The organism is Deinococcus planocerae (assembly GCF_002869765.1).
GTDB classification, from domain to species: Bacteria; Deinococcota; Deinococci; order Deinococcales; family Deinococcaceae; genus Deinococcus; species Deinococcus planocerae.
Genome location: NZ_PNOR01000027.1, coordinates 20,811 through 39,315, shown reverse-complemented (window position 1 = coordinate 39,315; position 18,505 = coordinate 20,811). Strand labels below are relative to the sequence as shown.

The following is an 18,505-nucleotide window of genomic DNA, read 5'->3' as shown; positions in this document are numbered from 1 at the left end:
CCCCGTACCATACCCCCCATGCGTCTGACCGCTCTCGTCACCGGAACTGTCCAGGGCGTCGGCTACCGCCGCTACGTCCAGCGCCACGCCCGCGACCTGGGGCTTTGCGGGAGCGCCGAGAACCTCCTCGACGGCAGGGTCGAGGTCGTCGCCGAGGGGCCCCCCGCCGACCTCGAACGCCTGCTTCACTGGCTGCGCCGCGGCCCGCCCCACGCCCGCGTGCGCGAGGTGCAGACCCAGTACAGCGAGGCGACCGGCCTGAGGGACTTCTACACCTACTGATCAGCGAGACTCACCCCTGGGCCGGTGCCTGAACGAGGAAGCGGGCGACCTCGGGGTGAAGCGGGTGCCGCACCTGCGGGTTGAGCCACAGCCTCACCTCCACGGGCCGCCCGGTCGGGGTCAGCGAACAGAGCAGGGCGGCGCTCAGCCGAGAACGTCCCCGCGCGTAGGCCCGCGCGTCCTCGGGGGGCACGCCCGCTGAGGCCGGGTCCGCCCCCAGCCCGGTCGGGCGACCCAGCATCCGCAGCGCCGCCGGGATGAGGTCGTCCCCCGCCGTGTCCGGCGGCAGGGCGACGGCGAGCAGGTTCGCCGCGCCGGGGGGAAGCTGCCCGATCTTGTCCCCCACCACGCGCGCCAGCCGCAGGGCCGTCCGGTCGTCCCCGCCGGAGGGCCGCAGCCGGGCCACCTCGACGTGGAAGAGGGTGTGCGTCCGGAAGGTGACCCCGAGGTCCGGGCCCCGCCCCCCGGACGCGCGGTGGGGCTCGTACACCACGGAAAAGCGGCGGTCGCGCGCGAACAGGGCCGCGACGGCGAGTTCGGCGATCAGGTCGTGAAGCTCGCCCACCGAGGAGGCCAGCCGCGCCCTCTTGCGGATTTTGGCCGCGTGCGCCTCGGCGAAGGCGAGCCACGGGCGCGAAGTCTCAGCCCACCCGCGCAGGGCCGGGGCGAGCGGGTGATCGTCCCCGCCGCACACCAGCGCCACCAGATCGTCGAGTCGCCCCACCCCGGCACCCTCCTACCGCCGGCCTACCGCTGGACCGGGGTGTCCTGCTCGGGGCGGCCCGAGAGGTCGCTGTAGGGCACGGCGGGCGCGTCCTTGCGCAGGCGGTAGTAGCGCCGCAGCGAGCGGCTCAGGCCCCCGAGGTCGGGGAAGAGGGTGCGCTCGTTGATGTTCGACTGGTCGAGCTTGTCGCGGACCTCCCACTTCAGCTCGGCGGGGATGATGACCTTGCGGTAGGTGGCAGGGTGCTCCACGAGCCAGTCGTCGAGCGCCGTGTCGGGGTTGGAGAGCAGCGCGAAGAGGGCCGACTGCTGCACGATGCGCTCGTCGAGGGAGGGGGGCTCCAAGAAGAGCAGGAAGGGCTGCTCGGCCTCCTGTTCGAGGTCTTCGAGCCAGCCCATGTCGAAGGTCGTCACGGGGCCCTGCTCGGCCTGCTGGTGGCGCCGCGAGTACGAGGCGAGCATGTCCACCGTGAAGACCTGCCCGCCTTCGCGGTCGAGGAGCCGCCGCAGGGGCAGGGGCAACTCCCGGTTCGTCTCCACGAAGTTGACCATCCAGATCACCCCGTCTTGGCCGTACAGCTCCTCCTCGGCGGTGGCGAAGTGCAGGGCCACCATCGGCGAGGAGGTCCAGTCGAGCAGCCGGGTGGGCAGGCCGTGGTGCTGCCCGAGGGCGAGCCAGTACCACGAGAGGTCGCGGTCTACCCCTGAGCGGTAGGCGTACTTGCGGAAGTTGCGGATGAGGTGGCGCTCGATGTCGCGCGTCTCGCCCTCCAGCCGTTGCAGGGTGGTCGTCAGCTTGGCGTCCAGCGCCTGTCCCCGAAAGACGAAGGGCGAGCGAAAGCGCCGTAGGCTTGGGTTCCAGGCCTCCGAGTGCAGCACGTCGTACAGCTCCAGCCACGAACGGACGCGGATGTCGTGCATGGCCCCACCATAGGGGCGCCCCCGGCCCCGCAACCGTCGGCTATCGCCCCCGCTAAAGGCTCCCGCAAGGCCGCGCTTGCCCCTCGGGGCTTAAGGTGGCCCCATGAGCGTCAAGGACAACTTCACCCCGGACGAGTGGTTCAAGGTCATGACCGGGCCGGGCCGCGCGGGGGCGGCGGTCGTCGCGGCGAGCCCCAGCGGCGTGACCGGCCTGGTGGCGGAGGCGCAGGCCATCGCCGGGGCGATCCGCGAGGAGGTCAGCGGCGCCGGGCGCACGCCGCTGCTGGAGGCGATGGCCGCCGACCTGATGGGCACCCCGCCCGACCCCCGCGGCCAGCCCCAGGAGGAGCGCGCCCGCAACATGGAGGAAGCCCGCGCCCGCAGTATCGAGGGGGTGCGCCAGGTCGTGTGGCTCGTGAGCAGCAAGGCCAGTCCCGAGGACGCCGCCGCCTACCGCCGCCTGCTGTGGACCGTGGCCCAGCGCACGGCGGAGGCGGCCAAGGAGGGCGGCTTCCTCGGCATCGGCGGCGAGCAGGTCAGCGAGGGGGAGCGGACGGCGCTCGGCGAACTGCGGAGCGTGCTCGGGATGGACGGCAGGGGCCCCGAGACTCAGGCGAACGTGGGTCCGGGAGGCCCGGGCTCCTCCCTCTGACGCCCGCCTGAACGAGGAGCCCCCCCGCGCGCGTGGTCGGCGTGTATGCTTGACCCTGCGGCGGGGAGGCGACTGGCGCTGAACGTGGGGCACACCACGGGGAAGCCTTCCCGCATCACGAGTGATCGCGCGCCTGGGTCGGACGCACCGCCGTATCGGGCGGCGGGCGTCCACCTTCCTTTTCCAGGTGCGGAGGCAGGACATGGCGAGACGGGCCCTGATCTCGGTGAGCGACAAGACGGGCGTGGAGAGTTTTGCGCGGGCACTCACGGCGCGCGGCTGGGAGGTGCTGAGCACGGGCGGCACCCTCGCCACCCTGCGCGCGGCGAATGTCCCCGCGACGGCGGTGAGCGACGTGACGGGCTTCCCCGAGATTCTGGACGGTCGGGTCAAGACGCTGCACCCGATTATTCACGGCGGCATCCTCGCCCGGCGGGAGGAGGGGCACCTCGACGAACTCGTCGCCCACGGCATCGCGACCATCGACCTCGTGTGCGTGAACCTCTACCCCTTCCGCGAGACGGTGGCGCGCGGGGCCGCTCCCCAGGAGGCCGTCGAGAACATCGACGTCGGCGGCCCGGCGATGATCCGCGCGGCGGCGAAAAACCACGCCGGGGTGCTCGTCCTCGTTGATCCCGCCGACTACGGGCTGGCGTTGCAGGACGAGGTTTCACCCGAGGACCGCCGCCGCCTCGCCGCCAAGGCGTACCGCCACACCAGCGAGTACGACGCGGCGATCAGCGCCTATCTGGAGGGGGTGGAGGGGAAGGAGGAGACGTTACCCGAGCACCTCACCCTCGACCTGTCCCGCGCCGCGCAGGTGCGCTACGGCGAGAACCCCCACCAGCCGGGGGCGGTGTACCGGTTCGGCGGGGAGCGCGGCCCGGTCCTCGACGCCCGCGTGGTGGCCGGAAAGCCGATGAGCTTCAACAACTACGCGGACGCCGATGCGGCCTGGACCCTCGCGCGGGAACTTGCGGCGCAGGAGACGGGGCCAGTTCGAGGGGGGCCCGCCGGAACCCGCGCCGTGTGCGTCGCCGTCAAGCACGCCAACCCCTGCGGCGTGGCGCTGGCGGACAGCGTGCAGGCGGCCTGGGAGCGGGCGCGCGACGCCGACACCCTCAGCGTCTTCGGCGGCGTGGTGGCCGTGAGCCGCCCAGTGGACCTCGCGGCGGCCCGGGCGATGCGGGGCACCTTCCTCGAGGTGCTGATCGCCCCCGAGGTCACCCCGGAAGCCGTGGAGTGGTTCGCCGCGAAAAAGCCCGACCTGCGGGTGCTCGTCGCCGCGCCGGACGCGAATCCCGGCACGCTCGACGTGCGGCCCCTCGCCGGGGGCTTCGCCGTGCAGCGGCGCGACACCCGGCCCTGGGACGACCTCTGCCCGGAGGTGGTCACCACCCGCGAGCCCAGCGAAGGGGAATGGCTCGACCTGCGCTTCGCCTGGGCGGTGGTCAAGCACGCGCGCAGCAACGCGGTCGTGCTGGCCCGGGACGGGGTGACCGTCGGCCTCGGCGCCGGGGCGGTCAGCCGCATCTGGGCCGCCGAGCGGGCGGTGGCGAACGCGGGGGAGCGGGCGCGCGGGGCGGTGCTCGCCTCCGAGGCGTTTTTCCCCTTCGGCGACGTGGTGCGGCTGGCGGCGGGCGTGGGCGTGACCGCCGTGCTGCAACCGGGCGGGGCCAAGCGCGACCCCGAGGTCATCGCCGCCGCGAACGACCTCGGCGTGAGCATGGTCTTCACCGGCTCGCGGCACTTCCGGCACTGAGGGGTGGGCGCATGACCGACCCCCGGCCCCTCCTCGGCAAGCCCCTCGCCGACGGGGTGACGCGCGGCGTGAAGGGGGCCCTGGCACAGTGGGACTTCCAACCGGGGCTCGTCAGCGTGCTCGCCTCGGACGACCCGGCCTCGCGCGTGTATGTGGAGAGCAAGGCGCGGCAGGCGGAGCGGCTGGGCGTGCGCTTCACAGCGCTCGACCTCGGGCCGGAGGCGACGCAGGACGAGCTGCACGCGGCCCTGCGTGATCTCTCCGCCGACCCCGCGGTCCACGGCATCGTCCTGGAACTGCCCCTCGCCCCCGGCCTCGACCCCGACGCCGCCCTGCTCCACCTCGCCCCCCGCAAGGACGTGGAGGGCCTGACCCCCGCCAACCTCGCCCTCGTCGCGGCGGGGCGGGAAAGCGAGGCGCTGCTGCCCCCCACCCCGCGCAGCGTGCGCTTCCTGCTGCGGCAGGCGCTGGGCGAAGATCTGCGCGGCCTGCGCGTCGCCCTGATCGGCCCCGGGCGGACCGTCGGGCGGCCCCTCGCCTCCATGCTGAACAACCGGGGCGTGACCGTCACCGTCTGCAACGAGCACACCCGCGACCTCCCCGGCGTGCTCGCCCCGCAGGACGCGGTGGTCGTCGCCGTGGGGCACGCGGGCCTGCTGCGCCCCGAACACGTCCGAACCCATCACGTCGTCATCGACGCGGGCATCAACGTCACTCCGGAGGGGGTGGTGGGCGACGCCCTGCCGGATCTTCCCGTGCGTGCCCAGACGCCCGTGCCCGGCGGCGTCGGCCCCCTCACGAGCGCGCTGATGTACCAGAACCTCGTGCGGGCGGTGCGGCTCGGGCGCGGCGAACCCGTGGAGTAGGGGCGAAAAGGCAGGGGGGACACCCTGTCCGGGTGGCGTCCCCTCCTCCCCTAGGTTCCTCAGTCGCCGGAGGCCAGGTTGCCCGTCTCCTCACCCTTCGCGGTGGAGGGCTGGACCGGCGCGCGGTCGTCGTGGCGCACGCTCTTGTACCAGACGCGGCGCCCGGTGAAGTGGTTGTAGTACGCGAGCGGCATACTCAGGAAGAGGGCGGCGCTGTAGATCGGCAGGCTCGCCAGGGTGTAGGGAACCGCCCACCAGGAAAGCCGCCGCTCGGCCCGGTACCGCAGCGCCCAGTTCAGTTGCAGGGAGAGGGGCGCGAGCGTCAGAACTACCCCGAGCCAGGCCGGAAGGTTCAGGCCGTGCCACCCGAAGGCCCGCCGCAGCGGCTGGCTGAGGATGCTCAGCAGCAGCAGCACGTTGAGCCACGGCACGAGGATGAAGTACGAGAAGTCGAGCCGGGTGAGGAGGGAGGCCGGGTTCCGCCACAGCCTCGGCAGGTACGTCAGGCACTGCATCGCCCCCTGGGTCCAGCGGGTGCGCTGCCGCACGAAGGGCCCCAGCGCCACCAGCCCCTGCTGCCCCACGTGCGCGGTCAGGAGGGCGATGCGGTGCGAGGGGTCGTGCAGCCGCACCTCGACCGCGCTGGCGAAGTCTTCGAGCAGCACGTCCGGCCAGGGGTCCACCCCGCGCGCGAGCTGCCCGGCCACGTAACTGGCCCGCATACACTGCCCGTTGCCCGTCAGGGACGCCGTGCCCCCCAGGGCGCGCAGCCGCTGGACGTGCCCCACGATGAAGCTCTCCAGGTCCTGCTGGAAAAGCAGCATCCGCGCCCACAGCCCGCGGCGACCGGCGGGGGCCCCGGTCTGACGAAAACGCATCCAGCCCTGCGCCGCCATCACGCAGGGGTCGGCAAAAGCCCCCCGCACCTGGGGGGCGAAATCGGGCCCGACCCGCCCGTCCGCGTCGAGGACCACGAAGACCTCGCGGCTCAGGTCGCTCCCGGCCAGGGGGGGAGCGGCGAGCAGCCGGGCGACCGCCCAGTTCATCGCGCGGCCCTTGTTCTGCCGGGCCTCCGGGAACTCGCGCCGCAGCAGGGTCACGCCCGGGTCCTGCGCGGCGAAGCGGGCCACGATCCGGTCGGTGCCGTCGTCGGAGGCGTCGTCGATCACGACCACCCGGGCGTCCGGAACCACCGCGCGCAGGTTTTCCAGGGTCGCCCCGATGACGGGGGCCTCGTTCAGGGCCGGAATCAGGAAGGTCAGGTGGGCGCCCGAGCTGGCGGTGGGCGGTTTGGGGCGCGGCTGGAGCGCGCTGGCGACCTGATGGACGACGTAGAGCAGGAAGAGGATCAGCCCGGTCACGTCCACAACAGAGAGAAAGTTCGTCAAGATTCACCCCGGCGCGGGCCTCGCGGCGCGCACAACTTCCCCACTATGCACACGGGCCCGGGGAACGCAACCACCGCAGGCCACAGTCTCGCCCCTGTTCCTGCTCTCGCGCTCAGGCCTCCGCGTGCCGGGCCGTCTTCACCCAGCCGTGCTGCCCGCGCCAGAAGTTGCGAAAGGCCAGCGGCACGCTGCACGTCATGATCAGGAGGTAGACCGGCATCCCCAGCGCGGCGAAGGCGGCCTGACGGGGGCTGAGGCGGTTCTCGCGGCTGTAGAGGCGCACCCACAGCAAAGGGACACTCAGGTTCAGGGCCATGAGCTGCACGGTGAGCGGCCAGTTCACGGTGCCGCTGACGAGGTGGTCGACGGTGCGCGCCGGGTAGTACAGCAGCAGCGCCAGGGTCAGGAGGCTGAGCCACGGCTGGGCCAGGAAGTAGGTGAGGTCGAGCCGCGCGCCCAGCGGCATGGGCGTGCGCCAGATGCGGGCGAGCGCGGGCGAGCACTGGAGGTTGCCGTGCGTCCAGCGCGCCCGCTGCCGCAGGAACCGGCGGACGTCCGTCAGCCCCTGCTGGCTCACCCCCGACTCCAGGAAGACGAGGCGGTGGCGCGGGTTCGTCAGCCGCACCTCCAGCCCGCTGGCGAAGTCCTCGAGCAAGACGGGCGGCCACGGGGCCTGTCCCTCCTCCAGCCTCCCGGCCAGATACGACACCCGCATGAACTGCCCGTTGCCCCCCAGCCCGACGGTGTGCACCCGCTCGCGCAGAAGCTGGATGTGGCGCACCACGTAGAACTCCAGGTCCTGCTGGCGCAGCAGCAACCGGCCCAGCCCCCCGCGCCAGCCGGGGGCCGTCACGCCGCCCTGCCGCACCCGGATGCGCGCCTGCGCGGCGATCACGTGCCCATCGGCGAAGGCCCGCCGCGCCTCGGGCAAGAGCCCCTCGTCGAGCCGCCCGTCGGCGTCGAAGATCACGAGCACCTGCTCGGTCAGCGGTGCCCCGGGCAGCAGGCCGAGGCGCAGGAGCTGGGTCACCCCCCAGTTGAGCGCCTCCCCCTTGCCGCTGCGGGCGTGGGGGAGGCGGCGCCGGAGCAGGGTCACCGCCGGGTCCTGCCGGGCGAGCGATTCCACCTCCGCCGCCGTGTGGTCCTCGCTCGCGTCGTCGATCACGACCACCCGGGCGTCCGGGGCCACCGCGCGCAGATTCTGCACGGTCGCCCCGATCACCGCCGCCTCGTTCAGGGCCGGAATCAGGAAGGTGAAGCGCAGGGGCCGCTCGGGCGGTGATGAGGTCCGGCGGCGGACCAGCAGCACGCACAGGGAATAGATGAGGTACAGGGCCATCAGGAACATCCCGAGCCCTTCGATCAGCCGAAAGACAGTCTCCATAGTCGGTGTGTCAACCCCCCCTTGTTGGGTGGAGGCATGTTAAACCACTCCGGTCTACGCTAGAAAGTCTGTTCAGGCTGCACGGCAGCGCGTTCCCGCCCGGGCGTCCGCCTCTCGGGAACGCGGACGGCGGGGAGCGGGGGAGATGAGCGCCCCGTGCCTGCCGTTCCTCCGGGGAGTCAGCCCGCGATGAAGTTCCGAACCCGCTCCGGCAGTTCGCCCGGGTCCATCAGGAAGGCGTCGTGGCCGTGGGGGCTGTCCAGCTCCCAGTACTCGCCGTTCGGGAGGAGGTCCACATACCCCCGCACCTCGGCGGGCGGGTAGAGCACGTCGCTGGAGATGCCCACGACGAGGACCGGGGCGCGGATGGCCCGCAGCTCCGCATCCACCGGTTGGAAGCGGTCCATCGCCTCCGTCAGGGCGACGTAGGTCCGCTCGCAGAAGCGGGCGCACAGCTTCTCGCCGTGGTGCTCCAGGTAGGTCGTGATCGCGGGCGTGCCGGGGCGGCGCGGGCTCTCGCCCGCCTGGGTGAGGGCGAGGCTCTGCGGGCTGCGGTAGCTCAGCATCGCAATCTGGCGCGCGACCCCCAGCCCCTCCCCGCCGGGGGCGGCCCGGATCGCGCTCCTCGCCGCGGAGTTCAGCCCGACCGCCCACGGCGAGTGCCGTGCGGGGGCCCCGACGATCACCGCCCGGTCCACGAGGTCGGGGCACTCCAGCAGCCACGCGTAGGCGAGCATCCCGCCCATGCTCGCGCCCACCACGGTCACCCGCCGCACCCCGAGGTGCTCGAGCAGCGCCCGCCCCGCCCGCGCCAGGTCCCGCAGGCTGAGGGGCACGTCCGCCCCGCCGCCCAGTTCCCCGGGCCCGCTGCTCCCCGCGCAGCCCCCCAGCACGTTCGCGCAGATCACGTAGTCGCGCTCTGGGTCGAGCGGGCGGCCCTCACCCAGGAAGTCCGGCCACCACTCGTGTACGGCGCTCGTGCCCGTCAGCGCGTGCAGCACGAGCACCGCGTGTTCCCCCGGCGGCCCGTAGGTGTGATACGCCACCCGGACGTCATTCACGGGCCGCCCGCAGTCCAGGAGCAGCGGCTCCCGGCGGAAGAGGAGCGCCGTCCGCCCCTCGGAGGTGGGCTCGGCAGGCGTGGGGGGCCAGGCGGGAAGCGGGGGGTGTGTCAGGGCCGTCACGCGCCGCTCCGGGCGGGGGTGCGTGACGGCGCAAGGGTGGGCTGGACAAGGTGACACATACGCGGCGGGCCTCCTCGGGGCCGGGGCTGTGAGGGTGGGGGCCGCCGGGCCAAGGCGAGACGCCCCCTCTCGGGGAGGAGAAGGGGCGGGGCGTGTGTCTCCGCGTGACCTTCCCTGATCGGTCCTGCCCCTCGCGTCATCGTTGACGCCGGGGGCGGGCTGGCCTTGGCACCGTGACGCGATGGGGTCCGGTTGCCGCGCCATCAGCGAGCCAGGTCTCTCGGGCGCTCTGGATAGGGTCGCTCCACGCGGGAGCTGCCGCCCAGGGTAGCAGGGGCCGCGCGGAGGGGTCAAGGTCGGCCCGGCGGGGGCCCCGTCTCTTGGCTCTTGCCCCGCGAAAGGTGTAAGGTCCACCTTGTCACGCCATCGTCTCGTCGCCGGACGTTCAAAGCGCCCCAGGCGCGTACCCCTATGGGAGGCCCCATGCCCCTACGCATCGCCGCCGTATCCCTGCTCAGCCTTTCGCTGCTCGCCGCCTGCGGGGGAGGGGGCACGCCCGGCACCCAGACCGACTTCGGGCGCCTCTCGGCCCTCAAGCCCGGGCAGCAGGACACCCTGCGGACCACCCTCAAGGTGAACGTGGTCTTCGTGGGCTACCGCCAGACCCGGCCCGGCAGCGTTCCCGGCTCGCGGGACGTGAATCCCGCCGACTTCGCCGAACTCCTGCCGAAGACGTACGACACCATCGCCCGCATCCCCAGCGCCTACAGCACGACCGAGCGCACCGGGAACGCCTTCGACTACGCGTATAACTACGTCTTCGCGGACCAGGCGTTCGAGGACAGCTTCTTTTCCTTCCTGAGGCGGGAGGGCACCGAGCAGTCCCTGACGAGCCAGCAGGCCCAGTACAACTGCCAGAGCACCGAGGTCACCCGCGTCGAGCCCGCGGACCCGGACACCCTGACGGACGGCTTCGTGTGCCCCACCCCCGCCGCGAACATCAGCCGGGAGATCACGGGCAACCTGGAGATCGACGGCAACCTCACCGAGAACTGGCTGGCCGACAACGCGGGTCGCCTCGGCGTGAACCCGGGCGAGTACACCATCTTCCTGGTGAACTGGTACGACCGCCCCGACTTCCGGTTCCACTCGTACACCCGGGCGGACGCCATCGACACCGACATCGGGCCGCTGGACGAGGCGGGGCAGTTCGGCAAGCGCGGCAGCCGCCGCCTGATCGGCTGGGGGGGCAGCGTGCGGGAAAGCGCTCCGGCGCAGCGGGGGTGGTTTTACGACCTCTCGGCGAACCCCGACCCCTGGAGCGACGCCTACAACGTGACCAACCGCGATCTCAACGACGACGGGGTGGAGGACTACCGGATGCCGCCCATCTGGGAGTACGGTACCCGCAAGGCGAGCATCGGGTACGCGCGCAAGGTGGGCCCCGACCTCGCCCGCGTGACGCGGTACATCGCGCTCAACCTGCTCTTCACGCCCAGCCCGATCTACCGGGTGGCCCTCACGCCGCCGCGCCAGCCCGAGGAAATCGACCTCGACGTGCACCTCGAGCAGGGCGCCGGGGCCGCCGATCCCGGCCAGGTCTTCAATGTTCCGCTCACCCAGGAACGCGTGTCCGCCCTGCAACCCTTCACGCGCTTCTCGAACACGGTGCGGCAGCGGCCCCTGAGCGGGGAGCTCGCCCAGGCCTACAAGTGCGTCTTCGTGCTGGAGGAGGAAGACCTCTGCGCGCCCGAGTACCAGGACCCTTTCTTCGAGCGGCTCTTCCAGTTCGGCGTGAACGAGCTGCGGAGCGAGTACCAGTCGGTGCCCGCCAGCAAGTACCTGCTGCCGATCTACGCCTTCAACGCCGCCGAGGACGAGGAGTCGGGGCTGCTCGGTATCGCCATCGACGACAACCAGACGGGCACCCAGAGCTTCGTGTACTCGTTCCTCTCGCCGGGCTCCATCGCCGCCGGGTTCGGGCTGACAGACACCACCGTCCACGAGGTCGGCCACCACCTCAGCCTCTCGCACCCCCACGACGGCTACGACAGCGAACAGGACATCTCCTACGGCCCGGACGGTCCCTTCTACTACGCCTGGACCGGCGACCAGAGCCAGACGGTGATGACCTACAACAGCCTCGCCGTCACCTTCGGGCAGTTCAACCTCGACGCCCAGTACCGCTACCTCACGAGCGCCTACCTCAACAATACCAACGCGATCCTCGAACTCGCCCGCCGCGCCGGGAAGGTGAACGAGGTGCGAGGCGCCGCCCAGAGCGCCGACGCGGGCTTCGTGCAGGCCAAGGCCCGCTACGACGCGATGTCGTACTTCGAGGCGGCCCAGCTCGCCCACGGAAGTTACCGCTCGGTGCTCAACGCCGCCCTCTCGGCGGGGGTGGACGTGCAGCCCTACCGCTGGTACGAGAACCTGAACGGCCTCTCGGCGCAGGGCAAGAAACCGCGCAAGAGCAAGACGTTCCTGCCGCAGCCCGGCGCCGTGATCTTCCCCGAGGAGACGAAGGAGCAGCGCCTCAAGCGCCTCTCTCCCTGAGGCTCCCGAACAACCGGAGGGGGACGGCGGAGAGAAGCGCCCCGTCCCCCTCCGGGTTGTCAGCCGTTCATCACCCGCGCCCCTTACCCTGGAGGCATGAGACGTGCCCTCTTCCTCGCCTGCCTCACCCTCGGCCCGGCAGTGGCAGCGGCCCCGGGCCGGACGGGTGTGCCCTCCGGCAGTTCCTTTTCGACCGTGGCCGTGATGGAGCAGGCGCGGCCCACCCTCGACCTGCTCGTGACCGTGCGGCTGCTCGACGCGCTGGTGGAGCGGGGCACGCTCGTTCCCGGGACCGAGGCCCGTGCCGAGCTGCGCGAGGCGCTCGGGGAGCTGCCGACCCGGCCCACCCTGGGACCCCTCTCCGCCGACCGGACGCTCGCCCGGGTGCGTGGGGCGCTGACGGGAACGCAGCGGGGCACGCTCGACGCCGCCCGCGCCGACCTCGAACGCCGCGCCAACCTCAACCTCAGCCGCGCCCGCTTCGCCGCGGCGGACGGCCCGGCGAACGTGGCGCTGCTGCGCTACGGCTTCATGCTGCCCGGCGGCTTCGCCCTCGCCCGGCAGGTCGCCGCGAACCCCGAACTCAACCCCTACGCGCGCCCGGGAACGAGCGCCGCCACCCTGGAACGCCTGCTCGCGCTGCTGGAGAGCTGAGGCTCAGGCGGGGGAGGCGCAGGCGGGGCAGCGCCCGTAGAGGGTGACCTCGTGCGCCTCCACCACGAAGCCGCCGGGATAGACGGTACCGCTCGGCAGGGCGACGGGGCAGGTGTGGAGGGTGAAGACCCGCCCGCAGCCCGTGCAGGAGAAATGGTGGTGGTGCCCGCGCCCGGCGGGCTCGTAGCGGGTCTCGCCGTCCAGGGTGACCGGGTGGATGCGCCCCTGCTCGGTGAGCAGCTTGAGGGTGCGGTACACCGTCGCCACGCCCAGCCCCGGCAGGTCGGCCTGCGCCCGCGCGAGCACGTCCCCCACCGCGAGGGGTCCCTCCGCGCCGTCGAGGACGCGGGCGATCACGTCGCGCTGGCGGGTGCTGCGGGTGGCCGTCATGCGCCCAGGCTAACAGAGCCGGGAGGGGCCGAAGCCCAAAAAACCCACCTTTGCGGGGTGGGTTCTCGTGGGGAAGCGGGCTCAGGAGATGTTCGGGTTGACCTTTTCCTGCGGCGCGATGGGGCTGCCCTGGGCCTTGGCCTCCACCGGCTCCTCCGGCTTGGGCAGGTCGCGCGCCGTCACCCCCAGGGTCTGCCCCCCGGTCACGCCCGCGGGCTCGGGGGGACCGCCCGCCTGCGTCGCGTCCACCGGCTCGTTGTTGTCCCGCTTCAGGAAGCTCGCCGCGCCTCCCGTGCGCGCCTCCTGCGAGGGGTCGTCCCCGCCGGGAGGCCGGGCCGGAATCACGGGCTGCATGTGGGCCTTGCCCCCCCTGACGGGCGTTCCGACCCAGTCGGGCACCGAGGCATCCCCGGCGCCCCGGTCCTGGGCCGCCTGTGGCCGAGCTGCCTGGGTCCGGGTCGTTTGAGCCTGGGTCGTCTGGGGCTGGGCCGGACGGGCCAGGATGGACCGCGACGGGGTGGGGCGGGCCTGGGTCGGCTGGGACTGCGCCGGGCGGGTCTGCCCTCCCTGCCCCTGCCCCCCGGACGAGGCCGGCTGCCCCGACCGTTCGAGCATGGTGTTGGCCATCTCCTCCAGCTTGGGCTGAAGCACCCGGTCGCGCAGCACCTTGAAGGCCAGGGTGCCCAGGGTCGCCACGAGCGCGCCGCCCACTCCGCCTCCGCCCTGGTGTTTCTTCTGGGCTTTGATAAGGGCCTTCTGGTGCTTTTCGGGGCTGGTCGCGTCCACGTAGATCTTCTTGCTGCGGCGCAGTTGTCGCCCGGCGACCACCCCGAGAAGGGCGCCGACCGCCGAGGCCCCGCCGAGCATCTTGAGGGGCTCTTTTTGCATCTGCACCTGGAGGCTGGTGCGCTCGGCGAGGGCGTCCACGCTCGCCTTCAGGCGGGCGCGGGCTTCCTCACGCTCGTTGCGGTAGCTGCCCGTCATCAGTAGCCCTCCTTTTTCATGTCGTCCTGGAACGTGGGCTCGGTGCTCACGCTGATGCCGGGGGCGTCCTTGAGCACCACCGGGTGCCGGACGTTGGGGTCGGGCTGGTCGTGTCCGCCGTGGCCGTCCGCGCCCGCGTCGTGCGCCTCGCTGCCGTCGATCTTCTTGTTCAGGCCGCTGCCGTACACCTGGGGCTCACCGCTCTCGGTCGCCTCGTACACGGGCAGCCGCACCTCCCCCGCGTCGGTGCCCCGCACCGCGACCCCCTGCGACACGCCCTCGCGCTCGGTCAGCGGGTCCTTGATGCCCTCGCCCCGGTCGCTCGCGTTGACCCCGGCCTCCCCCGAGGTAAAGCCCGAGGTGTTCAGGCCGGGCCGCACGACCCCGCGCTGGCGGTCCTCTTCCATCTCGCGCTGGATGGCGTTGCCCCGCGTGCCGGTGTCGGGCAGGCCGGAGCTGCGCATGTTCCCCTGCTGGTCGGGCGTGTCGGGCGAACCCGCCGCGAGCGCGCCGCTTCCCGGGTCGCGCCGAACCGGGCCGGTGTACCCCGCGCCCGCGTTGCCCGAGCCGCCCAGGCCCGTCCCTGCGGGGACCGCGTCGGTCTGCCCGGTGCTGAGGTTGACCGTCGTTGTGGTCGTTCCCGCGACCACCGCGCCGCCCGCCGCCCGCCCGGAGACTTCGGTGGGGCCGCCGAGGACCACGGTCTTCTTGTCTCCCTGATCGGTCTGGCTGCGGGACCGGGCCGCCTGCTCGGCCTGGTAGCGGGCTTCTAACTCCTCGTCCTCGGAGAGAGGACCGCCGCGCGTGCGCAGGCCCTCCTCCTGCGGGACCTGGGCGCTCAGGCGTCTGAGGCCGAAGAGGATCAATCCGGCGGTCACCCCGAGGCTCAGGAGGCCGATGATCAGCGCACTCGCCCACGCGGGCAGCCCCAGCGCGATCAGCGCGTAGAACACCGCCAGGATCAGGAAGATGAGTCCGAGGACGAGCGGGCCCACCGACGCGAGGAGCAGCACCACGCCGATGCCCTTGGCCTTGACGACCGCCGTGACCTGCCCCAGCAGATTGCGGACTTCCGCCTTCACGAGCGTGACGCCCGCGTCGAACACGTCGACGAGCGCGCCCCCCATGCTCTTGCGTTCTTCTTGCATTGTTTCCTCCACGGGCCAGAGAGCCCCCCCACACGGGGGAAGCCAACGTTGCCAGCATAATGAACCCCATGACGGGCCCGCGCCAGAGCAAAGAAATCCTGAACCTCGCGCCCGCACCCGTGAATCCCCCCCTCACCACCGCCCAGCGCAGCAATCTCTGGCCCCTCACGGCGCGGGGCTACCCGCTCTGGCGGTCGCGTTCCCTCACCCTGCTCACCGGGGGGCCCTTTCCTCTCAGCCGTGAGGCCGCCCTCTTCCGCGCCCTGTGCCGCCCCCGGCCCGGCGAGCGCTGGCTCGACGCGGGCACGAGCGCGGGCTTTTACGCCGGGGTGCTGGCGCGCTCGGGCTGCCGGGTCCTCGCCGCCGATCTCAGCGCCCCCATGCTCGCCGAGGGGGCCCGCCGTGAGCCTCACCCCGGCATCGACTGGCTGCTCACCCACCTGGAGGCGAGCGGGCTGCCGGAGGCGAGTTTCGACGGGGTGACGGTGGGCGCGACCCTCAACGAGACGCAGGAGCCCGCCCGGTTCCTCGCCGAACTCGCGCGCCTGACCCGGCCCGGCGGGCAACTGTGGCTGATGTACGTGGGCCGCACGGGGGGCCCCCTCCAGCGGGCGCTCAGCCTCCCCGCGCTGGGGGGGCTCACCTTCCCCGATCCCGCGTGGGTGGCCCGGCAGCTTCCCGGCTGGACCCGCACGGACGGCCTGCGGGTGGGCGTGGTGGTGTTCGAGCGGTACGTGAGGGGAGGGGACAGGACCTGAGGTCCGTCCCGCGCCCGTCCGGCGGCTTTGTCAGTAATCTGTAAGAAAGCGTGACGTTCCCGCCGGGGCCCCCCGCTTACACTCGCTGTGAAGGAGCCCGTTCTGACCGTGACCTCTGCCCCCGCCGCCCCGCACCCTCCGCCCCGGCTGGAGGAAGCGGTCGCGCATTGCCGGGAGGTCACGCGCGAGCACAGCAAGACCTTCTACCTCGGCTCCCGGCTCTTTCCCGCCCGCCAGCGCGAGGCGGTGTGGGCCGTCTACGCCGCCTGCCGCGACGGCGACGACGCGGTGGACGAGTGGACGGGCGCCGAGGCCGAGCGCGGGCTCGCCGAGTGGTGGGAGCGGGTGCAGGGTGCTTTTGCGGGGGAGCCCGCCTCCCATCCCATCGACACGGCGCTCGCCTGGGCCGCCGAACGGCATCCCATCCCGCTCTCGGCCTTCGCCGAGCTGCACGAGGGCCTGCGGATGGACCTCGGCGGCTTCGAGTACCGCAGCATGGACGACCTCGTGCTGTACTGCCGCCGCGTCGCCGGGGTGGTCGGCTTCATGATCGCGCCCATCAGCGGGTACAGCGGCGGCGAGCGGACCCTGCACCACGCCCTGATGCTGGGGCAGGCGATGCAGCTCACCAACATCTTGCGCGACGTGGGCGAGGACCTGGAGCGGGGCCGGGTGTACCTCCCCGCCAGCCTGCTGGGGGAGTACGGGGTCAGCCGCGCCACCCTGGAGCGCGGGCTGCGCTCCGGGGTCGTCACGCCCGAGTACCGCGCCCTGATGACCCACCTCTCGGGCCTCGCCCGCGAGTGGTACGCGGAGGGGAGGCGGGGCATCCCCTGCCTGCACGGCAGCGCCCGCCTCGCCGTGCAGGCCGCCGCCCGCGCCTACGAGGGCATCCTCGACGACCTCGCCCGCGGCGACTACGACAATTTCCGCCGCCGGGCACACGTCAGCGGCACGCGCAAGCTCCTGATGCTGCCGCAGGCGTGGTGGGAGTTGCGGGGGGCGGCGGCGCGGGCGTGAGGGGGTGAACGCGGGCGCCATGCGACGCGGCCAGAAGTGGGTGCAGGACATCCTGTTAAACGCGGGCTGGTCACACGCCCCCTCACCCCGGCCCTCTCCCGCAGGGGGAGAGGGAGAAAAGACAGACACTCGCCGTCTTTTTAGGCGCAAGGAATCTCTATGTCGCACACCAAACGCAAAACCGCACTCGTCATCGGCTCGGGCTTCGGCGGCCTGAGTCTCGGCATCCGGCTGCAAAGCCTGGGGTTCGACACGACCATTCTGGAGAAGCTCGACGCGCCGGGGGGGCGGGCCTACCAGAAACGCACGCCGGACGGGTACGTCTTCGACATGGGGCCGACCGTGATCACGGTGCCGCACTTCATCGAGGAACTGTTCGCCCTGGAGCGGGATAAGGGGATGCTCGCCGAGCCCGACTACCCCGAGCACGTCCTGACGGGCGAGCGGGTCCGCGAGGGTGAGAGCGGCGGGCCGCGCACCCGCGAGTACGTGCAGCTCGTGCCGATCCTGCCCTTCTACCGCATCTACTTCGACGACGGCACCTTCTTCGACTACGACGGCGACCCCGAGTCCACCCGGCGCCAGATTCAGGCCCTCGCGCCCGGCGACCTCGCGGGGTACGAACGCTTCCACGCCGACGCGGAGGCGATTTTCAAACGCGGTTTCCTCGACCTCGGCTACACGCACTTCGGCGACCTGCCGACGATGCTGCGGGTGGTGCCCGACCTCCTTAAACTCGACGCGGTGCGGACGCTCTTTTCCTTCACCAGCCGCTATTTCGAGTCGCCGAAACTGCGGCAGGTCTTCTCCTTCGAGCCGCTGCTGGTGGGCGGCAATCCCCTGAGCGTGCCCGCGATCTACGCGATGATCCACTTCGTCGAGAAGACGTGGGGCATCCACTACGTGATGGGCGGCACGGGCGACCTCGTGCGGGCCTTTGTCCGCAAGTTCGAGGAACTCGGTGGTCGCATCCGTTACGGGGCGGAGGTGGAGGAGATTCTGGTCACCGACGACCGGGGCCGTCCCGTCCGGCGACCCGTCGGGAAGCGCGTGGCCCGGGGCGTGCGGCTCACGGACAGCGAGGAACTGCAAGCCGACCTTGTGGTGAGCAACGGCGACTGGGCGAACACTTACCTGAAGATGGTTGCCCCGCAGGCCCGGCTCGTGAACACTGACCTGCGCGTCAAGGCGGCCAAGCAGAGCATGAGTCTGATCGTCGTCTACTTCGGCTTCCGCGACGACGGCACACCCCTCGATCTCCGTCACCACAACATCATCCTGGGGCCGCGCTACGAGGAGTTGCTCCGGGAAATCTTCGGCGAGCGGGTTCTCGGCGTGGACTTCAGCCAGTACCTCCACGTGCCGACGCTGACCGACCCTTCCCTCGCGCCCCCCGGCCACCACGCCGCCTACACCCTGATCCCCGTGCCGCACAACGGCAGCGGCCTGAACTGGGAGGTCGAGGGGCCGAGGCTCGTGGAGCGCGTCTTCGCCTTCCTGGAGGAGCGCGGCTATATTCCCAACCTGCGAGCCCGCCTGACGCACCAGGAGTTCATCACCCCGGACTACTTCGAGGGGACGCTGGGCGCCTACCTCGGCAATGCCTTCGGACCCGAGCCCATCCTCGCCCAGAGCGCGTACTTCCGGCCTCACAACCGCTCTGAGGACGTGCGAAACCTCTACCTCGTGGGGGCAGGCGCCCAGCCCGGCGGCGGCACCCCCAGCGTGATGATGAGCGCGAAGATGACGGCGCGCCTGATCGCGCAGGACTTCGGCATCCACCCGGCGATTCGGGACGGGGTGCCGGAAGGGGCGGGGGCAGCGGACTGAGGG

Annotated in this window: 17 protein-coding genes and 2 riboswitches; of the genes, 9 read left to right on the top strand and 8 right to left on the bottom strand. The window is 72.0% G+C overall.

What is annotated here, in order from left to right; translation table 11 throughout:
• Positions 1-18 precede the first annotated feature (18 nt).
• The gene (locus A7B18_RS15185; protein ID WP_102127538.1) at positions 19-282 is read left to right on the top strand and encodes an acylphosphatase; all 264 of its coding nucleotides are present in this window, start codon (positions 19-21) and stop codon (positions 280-282) included.
• A gap of 10 nt (positions 283-292) precedes the next feature.
• Here A7B18_RS15185 and A7B18_RS15180 read toward each other — a convergent pair whose 3' ends face one another.
• Together A7B18_RS15180 and A7B18_RS15175 are read right to left on the bottom strand one after the other, a co-directional pair.
• Positions 293-1,006, bottom strand: a complete 714-nt coding sequence (locus A7B18_RS15180) for a hypothetical protein (RefSeq protein ID WP_102127537.1) — start codon at positions 1,004-1,006, stop codon at positions 293-295.
• Between the two features lie 23 nt (positions 1,007-1,029).
• The gene (locus A7B18_RS15175) at positions 1,030-1,926 is read right to left on the bottom strand and encodes an FRG domain-containing protein (RefSeq protein ID WP_102127536.1); all 897 of its coding nucleotides are present in this window, start codon (positions 1,924-1,926) and stop codon (positions 1,030-1,032) included.
• Positions 1,927-2,029: 103 nt separating this feature from the next.
• On the opposite strand from A7B18_RS15175, the gene A7B18_RS15170 reads away from it, so the two are divergent.
• From A7B18_RS15170 to A7B18_RS15160, 3 genes are all read left to right on the top strand, one after another.
• Positions 2,030-2,578 (top strand): hypothetical protein, encoded by a 549-nt coding sequence (locus A7B18_RS15170; protein ID WP_102127535.1) that lies wholly within the window; start codon positions 2,030-2,032, stop codon positions 2,576-2,578.
• A 58-nt stretch (positions 2,579-2,636) separates the two neighbouring features.
• A riboswitch (ZMP/ZTP riboswitch) is annotated at positions 2,637-2,724 on the top strand.
• A gap of 56 nt (positions 2,725-2,780) precedes the next feature.
• Positions 2,781-4,340, top strand: a complete 1,560-nt coding sequence (purH, locus tag A7B18_RS15165) for a bifunctional phosphoribosylaminoimidazolecarboxamide formyltransferase/IMP cyclohydrolase (protein ID WP_102127534.1) — start codon at positions 2,781-2,783, stop codon at positions 4,338-4,340.
• Positions 4,341-4,351: 11 nt separating this feature from the next.
• Positions 4,352-5,206 (top strand): bifunctional 5,10-methylenetetrahydrofolate dehydrogenase/5,10-methenyltetrahydrofolate cyclohydrolase, encoded by an 855-nt coding sequence (locus A7B18_RS15160; RefSeq protein WP_102127533.1) that lies wholly within the window; start codon positions 4,352-4,354, stop codon positions 5,204-5,206.
• Positions 5,207-5,265: 59 nt separating this feature from the next.
• On the opposite strand, the gene A7B18_RS15155 is transcribed toward A7B18_RS15160, so the two are convergent.
• From A7B18_RS15155 to A7B18_RS15145, 3 genes are all read right to left on the bottom strand, one after another.
• Positions 5,266-6,594, bottom strand: a complete 1,329-nt coding sequence (locus A7B18_RS15155; RefSeq protein WP_102127532.1) for a glycosyltransferase family 2 protein — start codon at positions 6,592-6,594, stop codon at positions 5,266-5,268.
• Positions 6,595-6,706: 112 nt separating this feature from the next.
• Positions 6,707-7,978 carry a glycosyltransferase family 2 protein gene (locus A7B18_RS15150; protein WP_102127531.1) on the bottom strand — a complete coding sequence of 424 codons (1,272 nt, stop codon included), beginning with the start codon at positions 7,976-7,978 and terminating at the stop codon, positions 6,707-6,709.
• Positions 7,979-8,157: 179 nt separating this feature from the next.
• Positions 8,158-9,162, bottom strand: coding sequence for an alpha/beta fold hydrolase (locus A7B18_RS15145; RefSeq protein ID WP_102127530.1), 1,005 nt, complete (start codon positions 9,160-9,162; stop codon positions 8,158-8,160).
• Positions 9,163-9,355: 193 nt separating this feature from the next.
• Positions 9,356-9,462, bottom strand: a riboswitch (SAM riboswitch).
• A 183-nt stretch (positions 9,463-9,645) separates the two neighbouring features.
• On the opposite strand from A7B18_RS15145, the gene A7B18_RS15140 reads away from it, so the two are divergent.
• Complete coding sequence (locus A7B18_RS15140; RefSeq protein ID WP_102127529.1) at positions 9,646-11,718, top strand: zinc metalloprotease; 2,073 nt, start codon at positions 9,646-9,648, stop codon at positions 11,716-11,718.
• Positions 11,719-11,814: 96 nt separating this feature from the next.
• Positions 11,815-12,372: a hypothetical protein gene (locus tag A7B18_RS15135; protein ID WP_102127528.1), complete on the top strand. Its 558-nt coding sequence runs from the start codon at positions 11,815-11,817 to the stop codon at positions 12,370-12,372.
• Between the two features lie 3 nt (positions 12,373-12,375).
• On the opposite strand, the gene A7B18_RS15130 is transcribed toward A7B18_RS15135, so the two are convergent.
• The 3 genes from A7B18_RS15130 to A7B18_RS22675 all read right to left on the bottom strand — a co-directional run bounded on the left by A7B18_RS15130 (position 12,376) and on the right by A7B18_RS22675 (position 14,894).
• On the bottom strand, positions 12,376-12,762 hold the full coding sequence (locus A7B18_RS15130) for a Fur family transcriptional regulator (RefSeq protein WP_102127527.1): 387 nt from the start codon (positions 12,760-12,762) through the stop codon (positions 12,376-12,378).
• A gap of 81 nt (positions 12,763-12,843) precedes the next feature.
• Entirely contained in the window at positions 12,844-13,746 is a 903-nt protein-coding gene (locus A7B18_RS15125; protein ID WP_245872908.1) for a hypothetical protein, read from the bottom strand.
• On the bottom strand, positions 13,746-14,894 hold the full coding sequence (locus tag A7B18_RS22675) for a phage holin family protein (RefSeq protein ID WP_245872907.1): 1,149 nt from the start codon (positions 14,892-14,894) through the stop codon (positions 13,746-13,748). Before A7B18_RS22675 ends, A7B18_RS15125 begins: the two co-directional genes overlap by 1 nt.
• 59 nt (positions 14,895-14,953) lie before the next feature.
• On the opposite strand from A7B18_RS22675, the gene A7B18_RS15115 reads away from it, so the two are divergent.
• The 3 genes from A7B18_RS15115 to crtI all read left to right on the top strand — a co-directional run bounded on the left by A7B18_RS15115 (position 14,954) and on the right by crtI (position 18,502).
• Entirely contained in the window at positions 14,954-15,652 is a 699-nt protein-coding gene (locus A7B18_RS15115; RefSeq protein ID WP_102127526.1) for a class I SAM-dependent methyltransferase, read from the top strand.
• A gap of 87 nt (positions 15,653-15,739) precedes the next feature.
• Positions 15,740-16,672 carry a phytoene/squalene synthase family protein gene (locus A7B18_RS15110; RefSeq protein ID WP_425430335.1) on the top strand — a complete coding sequence of 311 codons (933 nt, stop codon included), beginning with the start codon at positions 15,740-15,742 and terminating at the stop codon, positions 16,670-16,672.
• Positions 16,673-16,831: 159 nt separating this feature from the next.
• Entirely contained in the window at positions 16,832-18,502 is a 1,671-nt protein-coding gene (gene crtI, locus A7B18_RS15105; protein ID WP_102127525.1) for a phytoene desaturase family protein, read from the top strand.
• Positions 18,503-18,505 lie beyond the last annotated feature (3 nt).

What these genes read in the sequence shown, in the direction of transcription:
- A7B18_RS15185 (WP_102127538.1), top strand. Translation starts at nt 19, where the DNA reads ATGCGTCTGACCGCTCTCGTCACCGGAACTGTCCAGGGCGTCGGCTAC.
- A7B18_RS15175 (WP_102127536.1), bottom strand. Translation starts at nt 1,926, where the DNA reads ATGCACGACATCCGCGTCCGTTCGTGGCTGGAGCTGTACGACGTGCTG.
- A7B18_RS15170 (WP_102127535.1), top strand. Translation starts at nt 2,030, where the DNA reads ATGAGCGTCAAGGACAACTTCACCCCGGACGAGTGGTTCAAGGTCATG.
- purH (WP_102127534.1), top strand. Translation starts at nt 2,781, where the DNA reads ATGGCGAGACGGGCCCTGATCTCGGTGAGCGACAAGACGGGCGTGGAG.
- A7B18_RS15160 (WP_102127533.1), top strand. Translation starts at nt 4,352, where the DNA reads ATGACCGACCCCCGGCCCCTCCTCGGCAAGCCCCTCGCCGACGGGGTG.
- A7B18_RS15150 (WP_102127531.1), bottom strand. Translation starts at nt 7,978, where the DNA reads ATGGAGACTGTCTTTCGGCTGATCGAAGGGCTCGGGATGTTCCTGATG.
- A7B18_RS15140 (WP_102127529.1), top strand. Translation starts at nt 9,646, where the DNA reads ATGCCCCTACGCATCGCCGCCGTATCCCTGCTCAGCCTTTCGCTGCTC.
- A7B18_RS15135 (WP_102127528.1), top strand. Translation starts at nt 11,815, where the DNA reads ATGAGACGTGCCCTCTTCCTCGCCTGCCTCACCCTCGGCCCGGCAGTG.
- A7B18_RS15130 (WP_102127527.1), bottom strand. Translation starts at nt 12,762, where the DNA reads ATGACGGCCACCCGCAGCACCCGCCAGCGCGACGTGATCGCCCGCGTC.
- A7B18_RS15125 (WP_245872908.1), bottom strand. Translation starts at nt 13,746, where the DNA reads ATGACGGGCAGCTACCGCAACGAGCGTGAGGAAGCCCGCGCCCGCCTG.
- A7B18_RS22675 (WP_245872907.1), bottom strand. Translation starts at nt 14,894, where the DNA reads ATGCAAGAAGAACGCAAGAGCATGGGGGGCGCGCTCGTCGACGTGTTC.
- A7B18_RS15115 (WP_102127526.1), top strand. Translation starts at nt 14,954, where the DNA reads ATGAACCCCATGACGGGCCCGCGCCAGAGCAAAGAAATCCTGAACCTC.
- crtI (WP_102127525.1), top strand. Translation starts at nt 16,832, where the DNA reads ATGTCGCACACCAAACGCAAAACCGCACTCGTCATCGGCTCGGGCTTC.